Annotated in this window: 12 protein-coding genes, 1 tRNA gene and 1 pseudogene; all 14 read right to left on the bottom strand. The window is 42.0% G+C overall.

From position 1 onward, the window contains the following. A pseudogene (locus HR060_RS18600) lies at positions 1-83 on the bottom strand (GTP-binding protein); the annotation flags it as partial. A 65-nt stretch (positions 84-148) separates the two neighbouring features. After that, the gene (gene fusA, locus HR060_RS18595) at positions 149-2,251 is read right to left on the bottom strand and encodes an elongation factor G (RefSeq protein WP_174201783.1); all 2,103 of its coding nucleotides are present in this window, start codon (positions 2,249-2,251) and stop codon (positions 149-151) included. 71 nt (positions 2,252-2,322) lie between these two features. Continuing rightward, positions 2,323-2,793, bottom strand: a complete 471-nt coding sequence (rpsG, locus tag HR060_RS18590; protein WP_174201782.1) for a 30S ribosomal protein S7 — start codon at positions 2,791-2,793, stop codon at positions 2,323-2,325. A gap of 74 nt (positions 2,794-2,867) precedes the next feature. Continuing rightward, a complete protein-coding gene (rpsL, locus tag HR060_RS18585) occupies positions 2,868-3,242 on the bottom strand; it encodes a 30S ribosomal protein S12 (protein WP_174201781.1) in 375 nt (124 codons plus the stop codon). A 158-nt stretch (positions 3,243-3,400) separates the two neighbouring features. After that, positions 3,401-7,624, bottom strand: coding sequence for a DNA-directed RNA polymerase subunit beta' (gene rpoC, locus HR060_RS18580; protein WP_174201780.1), 4,224 nt, complete (start codon positions 7,622-7,624; stop codon positions 3,401-3,403). Positions 7,625-7,711: 87 nt separating this feature from the next. After that, a complete protein-coding gene (gene rpoB / locus HR060_RS18575) occupies positions 7,712-11,740 on the bottom strand; it encodes a DNA-directed RNA polymerase subunit beta (RefSeq protein ID WP_174201779.1) in 4,029 nt (1,342 codons plus the stop codon). A 168-nt stretch (positions 11,741-11,908) separates the two neighbouring features. Continuing rightward, positions 11,909-12,277, bottom strand: a complete 369-nt coding sequence (rplL, locus tag HR060_RS18570) for a 50S ribosomal protein L7/L12 (RefSeq protein ID WP_174201778.1) — start codon at positions 12,275-12,277, stop codon at positions 11,909-11,911. Positions 12,278-12,336: 59 nt separating this feature from the next. After that, positions 12,337-12,831: a 50S ribosomal protein L10 gene (rplJ, locus tag HR060_RS18565; protein WP_174201777.1), complete on the bottom strand. Its 495-nt coding sequence runs from the start codon at positions 12,829-12,831 to the stop codon at positions 12,337-12,339. A 259-nt stretch (positions 12,832-13,090) separates the two neighbouring features. Then, positions 13,091-13,795 carry a 50S ribosomal protein L1 gene (rplA, locus tag HR060_RS18560; RefSeq protein WP_174201776.1) on the bottom strand — a complete coding sequence of 235 codons (705 nt, stop codon included), beginning with the start codon at positions 13,793-13,795 and terminating at the stop codon, positions 13,091-13,093. Positions 13,796-13,799: 4 nt separating this feature from the next. After that, on the bottom strand, positions 13,800-14,228 hold the full coding sequence (rplK, locus tag HR060_RS18555; protein WP_174201775.1) for a 50S ribosomal protein L11: 429 nt from the start codon (positions 14,226-14,228) through the stop codon (positions 13,800-13,802). A gap of 159 nt (positions 14,229-14,387) precedes the next feature. Next, positions 14,388-14,930, bottom strand: a complete 543-nt coding sequence (nusG, locus tag HR060_RS18550; RefSeq protein WP_174201774.1) for a transcription termination/antitermination protein NusG — start codon at positions 14,928-14,930, stop codon at positions 14,388-14,390. A 3-nt stretch (positions 14,931-14,933) separates the two neighbouring features. Further along, positions 14,934-15,314, bottom strand: coding sequence for a preprotein translocase subunit SecE (gene secE, locus HR060_RS18545; protein WP_174201773.1), 381 nt, complete (start codon positions 15,312-15,314; stop codon positions 14,934-14,936). Positions 15,315-15,534: 220 nt separating this feature from the next. Continuing rightward, positions 15,535-15,611 (bottom strand) — tRNA-Trp (locus HR060_RS18540). A 72-nt stretch (positions 15,612-15,683) separates the two neighbouring features. Beyond that, positions 15,684-15,775: EF-Tu C-terminal domain-related protein (locus tag HR060_RS18535; RefSeq protein ID WP_484502640.1), on the bottom strand; the 92-nt coding region annotated here is incomplete at its 5' end.

The following is a 15,775-nucleotide window of genomic DNA, read 5'->3' as shown; positions in this document are numbered from 1 at the left end:
AAAGTTGTTTTACCGTGGTCAACGTGACCGATTGTACCAACGTTAACGTGCGGTTTCGTACGTTCAAATTTTTCTTTTGCCACTTTTCAGTACCTTTTAAATGAGTTTACCCAGCCGAACTGTAATAAACGTTTTTTGATCAAAAAAATTAATAACCTGTGCGTGATTCGATTATCGCTTCTGCAACATTCTTTGAAGCTTCATTGTATTGTTTAAACTCCATCGAATATGATGCACGACCTTGCGTTGCAGAACGCAGGTCAGTCGCGTAACCAAACATCTCAGCTAATGGAACTAAAGCATTAACTAGCTTTAATCCACCAGGTGCTTCGTCCATGCCTTCAATTAGGCCTCGACGACGGTTCAAGTCACCAACAACATCACCCATATTTTCTTCAGGTGTAGTTACTTCAACCTTCATCATAGGCTCGAGTAAGACTGGTGATGCTTCAAGCGCACCTTTCTTAAAGCCCATTGATGCTGCAATTTTAAACGCCATTTCGTTAGAGTCAACATCATGGTAAGAACCATCATATAAGGTAACTTTAACGTCGAGTAATGGATAACCAGCAAGTACACCTGCTTCCATTTGCTCTTTACAGCCTTTTTCTACCGCTGGAATGTATTCCTTAGGAACCACGCCACCAACGATTTCATTAACGAATTCAAACCCTTCGCCCTCTTCAAGAGGTTCGATCTTAAGCCATACATGGCCAAATTGACCACGACCACCAGATTGGCGAACGAATTTACCTTCGACTTCAACAGATGAGCGAATTGTTTCACGGTATGAAACTTGTGGTTTACCCACATTACACTGAACGCTAAATTCCCGTTGCATACGGTCAACAATGATATCTAAGTGTAATTCACCCATACCAGAGATAATCGTTTGCCCTGTTTCATGATCGGTTTCAACGCGGAAAGAAGGATCTTCTGCTGCCAGCTTACCTAAAGCAATACCCATTTTTTCTTGGTCTGCTTTTGTTCTTGGCTCGACCGCAACTGAAATCACGGGCTCAGGGAATTCCATGCGCTCTAATGTAATCACATTGTCTGGGTCACATAAGGTGTCACCTGTCGTTACATCTTTCATACCGATTGCGGCAGCGATATCTCCTGCGCGTACTTCTTTAATTTCTTCACGTGAGTTTGCATGCATCTGAACGATTCGTCCAAAACGTTCTTTCTTACCTTTCACAGGGTTGTAAACACTATCACCTTGGCCAACAACACCAGAATAAACACGGAAGAAAGTTAACGTTCCCACAAATGGGTCAGTTGCAATTTTAAATGCTAGAGCCGCAAATGGCGCATCATCATCAGATTCACGAACATCTTCTGATTCGTCTTCTTTGATACCAGAAATTGCTTGTACTTCAGTAGGAGAAGGTAAATATTCAACAACAGCATCAAGAACTGCTTGAACACCTTTGTTTTTAAATGCAGAACCGCATGTACAAGGAATGATTTCGTTCGCTAATGTTTGCTGACGAATAGCCGCTTTAAGCTCTTCTTCAGACAACTCACCTTCTTCAAGGTATTTTTCCATTAACTCTTCTGATGCTTCAGCAGCTGACTCAACTAAGTGCTCACGCCACTCATCTGCTAAGTCTTGCATATCAGCTGGAATGTCTTCATAGGTGAAGGTCGTGCCTTGATCTTCCTCATTCCAGTTGATTGCTTTCATTTTGACCAGATCGATTACACCTTTGAATTCATCTTCTGCGCCGATTGCTAATTGAATTGGCACAGGATTGGCTTTTAAACGATCTTTCATTTGCTGAATTACTGCTAGGTAATCAGCGCCGGCACGGTCCATCTTATTGACGAAAACCATACGCGGTACAGAATATTTTTCCATTTGACGCCAAACAGTTTCAGTTTGCGGTTGTACACCTGACGAACCACAAAGTACTAAAACAGCGCCATCTAGTACACGTAATGAACGCTCTACTTCAATTGTAAAGTCTACGTGACCTGGAGTATCGATAATATTGACACGGTGTTGGTCAAACTGGTTTTTCATACCTGACCAGAAACAAGTAGTAGCAGCAGATGTGATAGTGATACCACGTTCTTGCTCTTGCTCCATCCAGTCCATCGTGGCTGCACCATCGTGAACTTCACCGATTTTATGTGAAACGCCCGTATAAAATAATACGCGCTCTGTAGTAGTAGTCTTACCCGCATCTACGTGAGCACAGATACCGATATTACGGTAACGCTCGATGGGTGTTGTACGTGCCACAGTCTATTCCTTCTTGAGGGCTAAATAGAATAATGGCTAGCTCGAGAAGAGCTAGCCATAAAGCTTTTATATTACCAACGGTAATGAGCGAATGCTTTGTTCGCTTCAGCCATGCGGTGAACGTCTTCACGTTTCTTCACTGCAGAGCCTTTGTTTTCAGCAGCGTCTAACATTTCACCAGCTAGACGTAATGCCATAGATTTTTCACCACGCTTACGAGCAGCATCAACTAACCAACGCATGCCTAGAGTGTTACGACGAACTGGGCGAACTTCTACAGGTACTTGGTACGTAGAACCACCAACACGGCGAGATTTAACCTCTACCGCAGGACGAACGTTCTCTAAAGCAGCTTCAAAAATGTCTAAGTGCTCTTTTGAGCTCTTTTCAGCGGCTGCATCTAATGCGCCGTATACGATTTTTTCAGCAGTTGACTTTTTGCCGTCTAACATAACGACATTCACAAATTTTGCTAAAAGTTCTGATTTGAACTTCGGATCTGGTAGGATTTTACGTTGTCCTACAACTCTTCTTCTTGGCATCTCAATTCTCCAATTTTCAGGATATTACCCAAAACTAATTTAAATGTTTGGCCTTACTCGGGTCAAAGAACCGATTATGACTTAGGACGTTTAGTACCGTACTTAGAACGGCCTTGTTTACGATCGTTTACGCCTGCACAGTCAAGTGCACCACGTACAGTGTGGAAACGCACACCTGGTAAATCTTTAACACGACCACCACGGATAAGAACAACACTGTGCTCTTGTAAGTTGTGGCCTTCACCACCGATGTAAGATGCTACTTCGTGACCGTTAGTTAAACGAACACGACATACTTTACGTAGTGCTGAGTTTGGTTTCTTTGGTGTAGTTGTATATACACGAGTACATACACCACGGCGTTGTGGACAAGCTTCTAAAGCACGTACTTTTGACGGTAGTACTTTTCTTGAGCGAGGCTTGCGCACCAGTTGGTTAACTGTTGCCATTTACTGCTCCTAGTTAAATAAAAATAAGCGTTTAAATGTGAAAAATCCGCATCCCTAAAATTAGGGACGCGGAATTTTAATGGTCAAGTAATGAACTGTCAATAATCCGCTTGCAATCCAAGCAGTTTATTTTGTAAATACTGCAATATTATTACAGATTATTCAGCTGCATCACCCTCAATACCGGCATTAAGTGCGTCTGCTAAAGCTTGTTCAGCTTCTTCAGCCGTTACTTGTGGTTCCATTGGCTCAAGTTCTGCTTGACGGCTTTGGGCACGTTTTTGGTGATAAGCAAAACCAGTACCTGCTGGAATTAATCGACCTACAATTACGTTCTCTTTCAGACCGCGTAAATCATCTTTCTTACCACTTACAGCAGCTTCAGTTAACACGCGAGTTGTTTCCTGGAACGATGCAGCAGAGATAAACGATTCAGTCGATAATGAAGCTTTAGTAATACCTAGTAATTCGTATTCGAATTGAGCAGGTGCCTTACCTTCGGCTTCTAATTGACGGTTAGTAATATTTACACGAGCTACTTCAGCTTGTTCGCCTGGTAAGAACTCTGAATCACCCGCTTGTGTAATAATACACTTACGTAACATCTGACGAATAATAACTTCGATATGCTTATCGTTGATTTTTACACCTTGTAAGCGATATACGTCTTGTACTTCGTTAACGATGTAATTAGCAACGGCATCAATACCGCGTAAACGCAAGATATCATGTGATGACTCTGGACCATCAGCGATAACTTCGCCTTTCTCAACGTTTTCACCTTCGAATACGTTAAGCTGACGCCACTTAGGAATCATCTCTTCGTGGTGAGGACTACCATCAGTTGGAGTAATTACTAAACGCTTCTTACCCTTAGTTTCTTTACCGAAGCTCACTGTACCTGTGATTTCAGCAAGGATAGCAGGCTCTTTTGGCTTACGTGCTTCGAATAAGTCAGCAACTCGAGGTAGACCACCCGTGATATCACGTGTCTTCGAGCTTTCTTGTGGGATACGAGCGATCGCATCACCTACGTTTACATCAGCACCATCTTCTAAGTTAACCAATGCATTACCTGGTAAGAAATACTGAGCTGGTACTTCTGTACCTGCGATCATTACATCATTACCTGCTGCATCTAATAACTTAACAGCTGGACGCATGTCCTTACCTGCTGTTGTACGCTCTTTAGGGTCGATAACAACGATAGAAGAAAGACCAGTTAGCTCATCAGTTTGACGAGTAATTGTAATGCCATCGATCATATCGTGGAATTGTACTTTACCTGCTACCTCAGTGATGATTGGGTGCGTATGCGGGTCCCAGTTAGCGACTACATCGCCAGCTGCGATTGCATCGCCATCACCTTTGTTAAGGATCGCACCATAAGGTACTTTATAACGTTCTTTCTCACGACCTTGTTCATCAATAACTGTTAATTCTGTTGAACGCGATGTGATAACCAAATGCTTGTCAGAGTTAACAACATATTTAGCTTTGTGAAGCTTCAATGAACCTGGAGTTTTAACTTGAACACTGTTTTCAGCTGAGGCACGAGATGCCGCACCACCGATGTGGAACGTACGCATCGTTAACTGTGTACCTGGCTCACCGATTGATTGAGCAGCTACAACACCGACCGCTTCACCTTGGTTAATGATATGACCACGAGCTAAGTCACGACCGTAACATTTAGCACATACACCGAAATCATTTTCACAAGTGATAACTGAACGAACTAAAACTTCATCAACTGAGTTATCTTCAAGAAGGTCACATAACGCTTCGTCAAGCATTACATTACGCTCAACAAGTACTTCATCTGTACCTGGCTTCAAGATATCTTTAGCAACTACACGACCTAATACACGTTCACGTAATGGCTCAACAACGTCACCACCCTCGATTAGAGGACGCATGATTGAACCTTCTTGTGTACCACAGTCTTCAGACATAACAACCATATCTTGTGCTACGTCTACTAAACGACGAGTTAAGTAACCCGAGTTAGCTGTCTTAAGTGCCGTATCGGCAAGACCTTTACGCGCACCGTGCGTTGAGATGAAGTACTGTAATACGTTTAGACCTTCACGGAAGTTAGCAATGATAGGTGTTTCGATGATTGAGCCATCTGGCTTCGCCATCAGACCACGCATACCTGCTAACTGACGAATCTGTGCGGCACTACCACGAGCACCAGAGTCCGCCATCATAAAGATACTGTTGAAACTCGATTGTGTTTCTTCTTCGCCTTCAGCATTAGTTACAGTTTCAGTCGATAAGTTGTCCATCATCGCTTTTGAAACACGTTCGTTAGCAGCAGACCAAATATCGATTACTTTGTTGTACTTCTCACCAGCGGTTACAAGACCAGATTGGAACTGTTCGTTGATTTCTGTTACTTCAGCTTCTGCTTCATCAATGATTGAGTGTTTCTCATCAGGGATTACCATGTCATTGATACCGATTGACGCACCCGCTAACATCGCGTAGTGGAAACCTGTATACATCACTTGGTCAGCAAAGATAACTGTCGTTTTTAAACCTAATTTACGGTAACAAGCATTAAGCATCTTAGAGATAGGCTTCTTACCCATAGGCTGGTCGATTAATGCAAACGGTAAACCTTCAGGTAAAACTAAAGATAAAATAGCACGACCAACAGTCGTCTCTTTAATTTCTGTTACTTCTGTACGGTTACCAGCTTCATCAAAATCAACCTCTGTCATACGTACTTTTACACGTGCGTGTAAATCGGCATTGCCGGTACGGTATGCTTTTTCAGCTTCTTTTGCGCTCTTAAGTACTAAACCTTCGCCTTTCGCATTAATGCGATCACGCGTCATGTAGTAAAGACCTAATACAACGTCCTGTGAAGGTACGATGATAGGCTCACCATTTGCTGGAGCTAAGATGTTGTTTGTCGACATCATTAACGCACGCGCTTCTAATTGCGCTTCTAACGTTAATGGAACGTGTACGGCCATTTGGTCACCATCGAAGTCGGCGTTATAAGCCGCACATACTAATGGGTGTAAATGAATCGCTTTACCTTCGATAAGTACAGGTTCGAATGCTTGGATACCTAGTCTGTGAAGAGTAGGTGCACGGTTTAGCATCACTGGATGTTCGCGAATTACTTCATCAAGTACATCCCAAACTTCCGGTGCTTCACGCTCAACTAATTTCTTAGCCGCTTTGATTGTTGTCGCTAAACCACGTAACTCTAATTTACCGTAGATGAAAGGCTTGAATAACTCTAAAGCCATTTTCTTCGGTAAACCACATTGGTGTAAACGTAACGTAGGACCTACTGTGATTACAGAACGGCCTGAGTAGTCAACACGCTTACCAAGTAAGTTTTGACGGAAACGACCTTGCTTACCTTTGATCATGTCGGCAAGCGACTTAAGAGGACGCTTGTTAGAGCCAGTGATCGCACGACCACGACGACCGTTATCTAATAACGCATCAACCGCTTCTTGTAACATACGCTTTTCGTTGCGTACGATAATGTCTGGTGCAGCTAAGTCTAATAAACGCTTAAGACGGTTATTACGGTTAATAACACGACGGTATAAATCGTTTAAGTCAGAAGTCGCGAAACGACCACCATCTAGAGGTACTAATGGACGTAAATCAGGTGGAAGAACTGGTAATACAGTTAAAATCATCCACTCAGGGTTATTACCTGATTGGTGGAATGCTTCCATTAATTTAAGACGTTTAGTGATCTTCTTACGCTTAGTTTCAGAGTTAATTTCAGGTAACTCTTCACGCATCATCGAGATTTCTTGTTCAAGATCAATCTCTTTTAATAAAGCTAGAACGGCTTCTGCACCCATCTTAGCTTCGAACTCGTCACCGTGTTCTTCTAATGCGTCTAAGTAATTTTCTTCTGTTAGCATTTCACCACGCTCAAGCGTAGTCATGCCTGGCTCTGTCACTACGTATGATTCGAAGTAAAGAACACGTTCGATATCACGTAATGTCATATCTAACATTAAACCAATACGAGACGGTAATGATTTAAGGAACCAGATATGTGCAACAGGGCTTGCTAATTCGATATGACCCATACGGTCACGACGAACTTTAGTTAAAGTAACTTCTACACCACATTTTTCACAGATTACACCACGGTGCTTAAGGCGCTTATATTTACCACATAAACACTCGTAGTCTTTAACTGGACCGAAAATACGGGCACAGAATAAACCATCACGCTCAGGCTTGAACGTACGGTAGTTAATTGTCTCTGGTTTTTTAACTTCACCAAATGACCAAGAACGGATCATATCAGGTGACGCTAAACCAATACGGATGCCGCCAAATTCTTCAGTTTGATTTTGCTGCTTGAGAAACTTCAGTAAGTCTTTCACGCTATCTCTCCTGTCGGAGTTAATCCTTGGCTACAGCGCAATGCTGTAGCCGGTAAAAATCGTATCTATCAGTTATTACTGATGATATTACTCTTCGTCTAGCTCGATGTTGATACCGAGTGAGCGGATCTCTTTCAACAATACGTTGAATGATTCCGGCATACCAGGTTCCATCTTATGGTTGCCATCAACGATATTCTTATACATCTTAGTACGACCGTTAACGTCATCAGACTTAACAGTAAGCATTTCTTGTAATGTGTAAGCAGCACCGTAAGCTTCAAGTGCCCATACTTCCATCTCACCGAAACGCTGACCACCGAACTGAGCTTTACCACCAAGTGGCTGCTGAGTTACTAAGCTGTAAGAACCAGTAGAACGAGCATGCATCTTGTCATCAACTAAGTGGTTTAGTTTCAGCATGTACATGTAACCTACAGTTACTTTACGTTCGAATGGTTGACCAGTACGACCGTCGTGTAATACAACTTGGCCATCACGTGGAATACCACCTAGCTCTAATAAATCTTTGATTTCGCTCTCTTTAGCACCATCGAATACAGGCGTAGCAATTGGTACACCTTTACGTAGGTTTTCCGCTAAACGAACAACTTCATGATCAGAGAAGTTTGCAATATCTACTTCCTGACGGCTATCGCCTGACTCGTAAACTTTTGTTAGATACTCACGTAATTGAGCGACTTCTTGTTGCTCTTTAATCATACGGTCGATCTGTTCACCCATACCACGTGCAGCCATACCTAAGTGAGTCTCTAAAATCTGACCCACGTTCATACGTGATGGAACACCCAGAGGGTTAAGTACGATATCAACTGGTGTGCCATGCTCATCATGTGGCATGTCTTCTACAGGAACGATTGTCGAGATAACACCTTTGTTACCGTGACGACCAGCCATCTTATCACCGGGTTGGATATGACGTTTAACCGCTAAATAAACTTTAACAATCTTAAGTACGCCAGGTGCTAAATCGTCACCTTGAGTAATCTTACGACGCTTAACTTCTAGCTTCTTATCGAATTCAGCTTTGATTTCAGCATGCTGTTCAGCAATTTGCTCTAATTCAGCTTGCTTGTCTTCATCTGCTAATGTTTGAGTTAACCACTGAGCACGAGGTGTGCTTTCTAATGTAGCTTCACTGATACCATTAGAGATTAATAAAGACTTAGCACGAGCATAAATACCATCTTCTAAGATTTGGAATTCAGTCGTTAAATCTTTCTTAACTTCTTCAACTTGATACTGTTCAATTTCTTTCGCACGTTGGTCTTTTTCAACACCATCACGTGTGAATACTTGAACATCAATTACTGTACCTGAAACTGAGTTTGGTACACGTAATGAGCTGTCTTTAACGTCAGAAGCTTTTTCACCGAAGATTGCACGAAGTAGTTTCTCTTCAGGAGTTAATTGCGATTCACCTTTAGGCGTTACTTTACCTACTAAGATGTCGCCACCTTTAACTTCAGCACCGATGTAAACAACACCAGACTCATCTAGTTTGCTTAATGCTGATTCACCCACGTTAGGAATATCAGGTGTAATTTCTTCTGGACCTAATTTAGTATCACGAGCAATACAACTTAATTCTTGGATATGGATCGTAGTTAAACGATCTTCTTGCACAACGCGCTCAGAAATTAAGATTGAATCCTCGAAGTTATAACCATTCCAAGGCATGAAGGCTACGCGCATGTTTTGACCAAGCGCTAATTCACCTAAATCTGTTGAAGGACCATCTGCTAACACGTCACCGCGTACAATTGGGTCGCCAACTGATACCGTTGGTTTCTGGTTAATACATGTATTTTGGTTTGAACGTGTGTATTTAGTTAAGTTGTAAATATCGATACCAGCTTCACCAGCTACAGTTTCGTTTTCATTTACTTTAATTACGATGCGAGATGCATCGACATAATCTACTGAACCACCACGTTTAGCAACGATGGTTACACCTGAATCAACGGCTACCGTTTTCTCAACACCTGTACCTACTAACGGCTTGTCAGCCTTTAATGTTGGCACTGCTTGACGTTGCATGTTTGAACCCATTAATGCACGGTTCGCATCATCGTGCTCTAGGAATGGGATTAAGCTTGCAGCTACAGAAACGATTTGCTGTGGTGCAACATCCATGTACTGTACGTTCTCAGAATTCATTAACGTGAATTCATTCTGATGACGACATGGTACAAGGTCGCTGATTAATTTTTGATTTTCATCAACTTGTGCATTTGCCTGTGCGATTACGAAGTTATTCTCTTCGATTGCTGATAAGTAATCGATATCTTCTGTTACAACACCATCAACTACTTTGCGATATGGCGTTTCTAAGAAACCAAAATCGTTAGTGCGCGCATATGAGGCTAATGAGTTGATAAGACCGATGTTTGGACCTTCAGGCGTTTCGATAGGACATAAACGACCGTAGTGCGTTGGGTGTACGTCACGTACTTCGAAGCCAGCGCGTTCACGTGTTAAACCACCCGGACCTAATGCAGAAATACGACGCTTGTGCGTGACTTCTGATAACGGGTTGTTTTGATCCATAAATTGCGATAGCTGTGAAGAGCCAAAGAATTCTTTAACCGCAGCAGAGATAGGCTTAGCGTTAATTAGATCTTGTGGTGCAATGTTGTCTAAATCACCTAGAGATAAACGCTCTTTTACAGCTCGTTCAACACGAACTAAACCAACACGGAATTGGTTTTCAGCCATTTCACCCACAGAACGGATACGACGGTTACCTAAGTGGTCGATATCATCTACTTCGCCTTTACCATTACGAATGTCGATCAATGTCTTCATTACAGAAATGATATCGTCGTTTGATAATGTACCTTCACCTGTTAACTCATCACGACCAACACGACGGTTGAACTTCATTCGACCAACAGTTGATAAATCATAACGCTCTTGGTTGAAGAATAAATTCTCAAATAAACCTTCTGCAGCATCTTTTGTTGGTGGCTCACCAGGACGCATCATACGATAAATTTCTACTAATGCTTCTAAGCGGTCACTAGTTGAGTCGATGCGAATTGTATCAGAAATATAGCCACCAGCATCTAAATCGTTGATGTATAGTGTTTCTAATTTCTTATGACCTGCTTGAGCAAGTTCGGCTAATAACTCTAATGTAATTTCAGCATTCGCTTCTGCAACTACTTCACCCGTAGATTCATTAACATAAGATTTAGCTAAGATACGACCTACTAAGTATTCAATCGGAACTTCTAATTCTTTAACATCGCCTTTTGATAATTGACGAATATGGCGTGCAGTAATACGACGGCCTTGCTCTACAATTACGTTACCGTCATTGTCTTTAATATCAAAAGCAGCAGTTTCACCACGTAAGCGGTCTGCTACTAATTCCATCGCACAAGTATCTTGTTTGATTTCGAATGAAACCGTTTCGAAGAACATGTCTAGGATTTCTTCAGTGCTGTACTCTAATGCACGAAGAATTATTGAAGCAGGTAATTTACGGCGGCGGTCGATACGAACGAATAAAGCATCTTTCGGATCGAACTCAAAATCTAACCATGAACCACGGTATGGAATCACACGAGCGTTATATAACACTTTACCAGATGAGTGTGTTTTACCTTTATCGTGGTCGAAGAATACACCTGGTGAACGATGTAGCTGAGATACGATTACACGCTCAGTACCATTGATAACAAAAGTACCGTTCTCAGTCATTAATGGGATTTCACCCATGTATACTTCTTGTTCTTTAATATCTTTTACAGTGCCGGCCGGCGCTTCTTTGTCATAGATGACAAGTCTGAGTTTAACGCGCAATGGCGCAGAGTAAGTGACCCCACGAATTTGACATTCTTTAACGTCAAATACAGGTTCGCCTAATTTGTAGCTCACATATTGTAACTCAGAACTACCAGAATAACTGGCGATAGGGAAAACAGAACGGAATGCCGCTTCGAATCCATACTCTCCATCAGGATCAGGTTCGATAAATTTGCGGAAAGAGTTCAATTGCATGGATAAGAGATAAGGGACATCCAGCACCTGTGGACGTTTACCAAAATCCTTGCGAATGCGTTTCTTTTCGGTATAAGAATAAGCCATGAGGTTCCTCAGCTTGTCGAACTCAAACGAGTTAGTTCAACGGTAATCGACGATTTAACTTCGATAAATCAGGCACGATAACTTCTACATGCCGTACAGCGCAAAAAGGGCCGAGGGATAAAAACCCTCAGCCCAAGCCTTTTCAGGCAAATAATCTAACAGGTTAGATTATTTAACTTCAACTTCTGCACCAGCTTCTTCTAGTGCTTTCTTAAGTTCTTCAGCTTCGTCTTTCTCGATGCCTTCTTTAAGTGGAGAAGGTGCGCCGTCAACTAATGCTTTAGCTTCTTTAAGACCTAAGCCAGTTGCGCCACGTACTGCTTTGATTACAGCAACTTTGTTACCGCCAGCAGCTTTTAAGATTACGTCAAATTCAGTTTGCTCAGCAGCAGCTTCGCCACCAGCAGCTGGACCTGCAGCTACAGCAGCAGCAGCAGATACACCGAATTTTTCTTCCATTGCTTCGATTAATTCAACAACATCCATTACAGACATTTCTGCAACAGCTTCGATAATTTGGTCTTTAGTAATAGACATGACTCAAATTCCTAATAATAAATTTTTTACAATAATTTAGAGTTAAGCGGCTAAATAAATTAAGCAGCTTGTTCTTCTTTCTGGTCGCGAAGTGCAGCAATTGTACGTACCAATTTGCCCGCAGAAGCTTCTTTCATAGTTGCCATTAACTTGGCAATAGCTTCTTCGTAAGTTGGTAACGTTGCTAATACTTCAACGTCTGCAACAGCACCTTCAAAAGCAGCAGCTTTGATTTCAAACGCACTATTTGACTTTGCGAAATCTTTAAAGATACGCGCAGCAGCACCTGGGTGCTCGTTTGAGAATGCGATTAAGCTTGGACCTACGAATGATTCAGATAAACATTCGAAGTCTGTGCCTTCTACTGCGCGTTTTGCTAAAGTGTTACGAACGATCTGTAAAGATACACCCGCTTCACGTGCTTGAGCACGTAATGCAGTCATGTCGTTCACTTCAACACCGCGAGAGTCAGCAACTACTGCAGAAAGTGCAGCTTTGGCAGCTTCATTGACTTCGGCAACAATTTGCTTCTTGCCTGCTAGTCCTAATGCCATTGGCCTTACTCCTGATACTCTGACAATGTCAGATTTAAATCACCCTTTAATAAATTATTAAAGGGACCTTATACGGTTTAGGTCCAAAGAAAAATTCTTGAGTCCTTCACCATCTGCGCGGGCTAAATATTAAGTTATTTGTAGATAACAAATAACGCCTGCGGTCTTGGATGGGTGCGTCTTATTACTAAGACAGCGGCCCAACTCCAAATTTAGGGCGCAAAATTGTATACAATTTCGCCCCCTAAGTAAAGTCTTCTTATAAAACTACAGTGTTTAAAGAAGCTTGATCAAGCGCAACACCAGCACCCATAGTAGTAGAAATACTTACTTTTTGGATGTACTGACCTTTAGCTTGAGACGGCTTAGCTTTCTTAAGCGCGATAAGTAGAGACTCTAAGTTCTCTTTAAGCTTATCAGCGTCAAAGTCTACTTTACCGATTGTTGTATGAATAATACCATTCTTGTCGTTGCGATAACGAACCTGACCAGCTTTAGCTTGTTTAACAGCTTCAGCAACGTTAGGTGTAACAGTACCAGTCTTAGGGTTAGGCATTAAACCACGTGGGCCTAATACAGTACCTAATTGACCAACAACACGCATTGCATCTGGAGAAGCAACAACAACGTCGAAGTTTAATTCGCCTTTCTTAACTTGATCAGCTAATTCTTCCATACCAACGATGTCAGCACCTGCTTCTTTAGCAGCTTCTGCGTTAGCACCTTGCGTGAAAACAGCAACGCGAACGTCACGGCCAGTACCATTTGGTAATACTGTCGCACCACGTACGTTTTGGTCTGATTTCTTAGCATCGATACCTAAGTTAACTGCAACGTCAACGCTTTCTACGAATTTAGCTGTACCGAATTTTTTTAATAATTCAACAGCTTCAGAGAAGTCGTACTCTTTAGTTACGTCAACTGCTTCGCGGATTGCGCGAACTTTTTTGCTTAATTTTGCCATCTGATTAGCCCTCTACCACTAAGCCCATTGAACGAGCAGAACCTGCGATAGTGTTAACACCTGCGTCTAAGTCAGCAGCTGTTAAATCAGGCTCTTTCATTTTCACGATTTCTTCTAATTGAGCACGAGTAACTGTACCCACTTTGTCTACGTGAGGCTTACCTGAACCAGACTTGATACCAGCAGCTTTCTTAAGTAAGTAAGATGCAGGAGGAGTCTTAGTTTCAAATGTAAATGAACGATCAGAATAAACTGAGATAACAACTGGAACTGGTGCACCCGCTTCTAACTTATCAGTTTTAGCGTTGAATGCTTTACAGAATTCCATGATGTTTACACCGTGTTGACCTAATGCAGGACCAACTGGTGGACTCGGATTCGCCTTACCTGCGCCAACTTGCAGCTTAATAAGGGCTTCAATTTTTTTAGCCATTTTCAAGACCTCTGTTATTGGGTTTAACGCCTCGTATATCCGAGGAGATATACTCTACCGGCTTCCCGTTCTTTAAATACACTAAGGCTCCAGCAAAGCTGAAGCCTTAAATAGTTTTAACATTATCAATGTTAAGGGCGGCGGATTATAGACTAAGTTTTAGCCTTTTTCAACCTGAGAAAATTCTAAATCGACTGGTGTAGAGCGACCAAAAATAAGAACAGATACTTTTAAGCGGCTCTTATCATAATCAACTTCTTCAACAACACCGTTAAAGTCAGCAAATGGACCATCGATAACTCGAACCACTTCACCTGGTTCGAATGAAGTTTTATGTGTTGGTTTATCAGCTGTTTCTTCTAAACGATTTAAGATAGCTTCAGCTTCTTTGTTAGAGATTGGAGCTGGGCGGTCAGATGTACCACCGATAAAACCTAATACACGAGGAGTATTTTTAACTAAGTGCCATGATTCATCATTCATGATCATTTGTACTAAAACGTAACCTGGGAAGAACTTTCTTTCACTCTTACGTTTTTGGCCGGCACGCATTTCGATAACTTCTTCAGTCGGAACTAAGATCTCACCGAAGTGCTCTTCCATGTTGTTTAGTTTGATGTGTTCTTTTAACGTTGTTGCTACACGGCCTTCATAGCCAGAAAAAGCTTGTACAACGTACCATCTAAGTTTTGGTTCAGACATGGTTTAAAATTCCAATCCAGTTAAAAATCCTACTAAACGCACTAGAATACCATCTAAGCCCCATAAGATTAGGGACATAATTACTGTTGCGATAATAACGATCATCGTTGTTTGCATAGTTTCTTGGCGTGTTGGCCATACAACTTTTCGTACTTCAGTACGAGAATCTTTAGCAAACAACATAGCTTGCTGACCTTTTTCAGTTTGGCCAGCAACAAATAAAGCAGCACCTACTGCAGCTACAACACCAATAGCGCGCCACAATACTGAAATTTGTTCACCGTACATGTAATTGCCAACCACAGCCGCTGCTAGGATGGCAAAGCTGACAAGCCACTTTACTGAGTCAAGGCCATTACCTTGTTTTTCTACTTCAACGCCCATGATTAGACCTTTACTTATACTTTAGCTTCACAAATAACGTCTCCGCTCACCTGAGCCAAGACAAAAAATAGGGCTAGGGTTACAAAATATACCCAAGCATAGTGTTGATTGGAGCACAATCGCTATTCAATCTTCACCATATTTGTTAAGTGTTAACTCACTTACACTTAACTTCACACACTTTCGACATTCTAACAGCTGCAGTCTCAAGTAGCGAAATTGGCAGGGGTGGAGAGACTCGAACTCCCAACCATCGGTTTTGGAGACCGCTGTTCTACCAATTGGAACTACACCCCTTAAACCTGCCTTTTTCAAAAAGGCAAAAGCCCCGGATAAACCGAGGCTAGAAAATAAGCTTATACTTTAAACTTATTCGATGATGCTAGCAACAACACCAGCACCTACTGTACGGCCACCTTCACGGATAGCGAAACGTAAGCCTTCGTCCATCGCGATTGGGC

Origin of the sequence: Marinifaba aquimaris (genome assembly GCF_013328345.1) — a bacterium.
GTDB classification, from domain to species: Bacteria; Pseudomonadota; Gammaproteobacteria; order Enterobacterales; family Alteromonadaceae; genus Marinifaba; species Marinifaba aquimaris.
The sequence above is the reverse complement of the archived record's forward strand: the minus strand, read 5'-3'. Positions and strand labels throughout refer to the sequence as shown.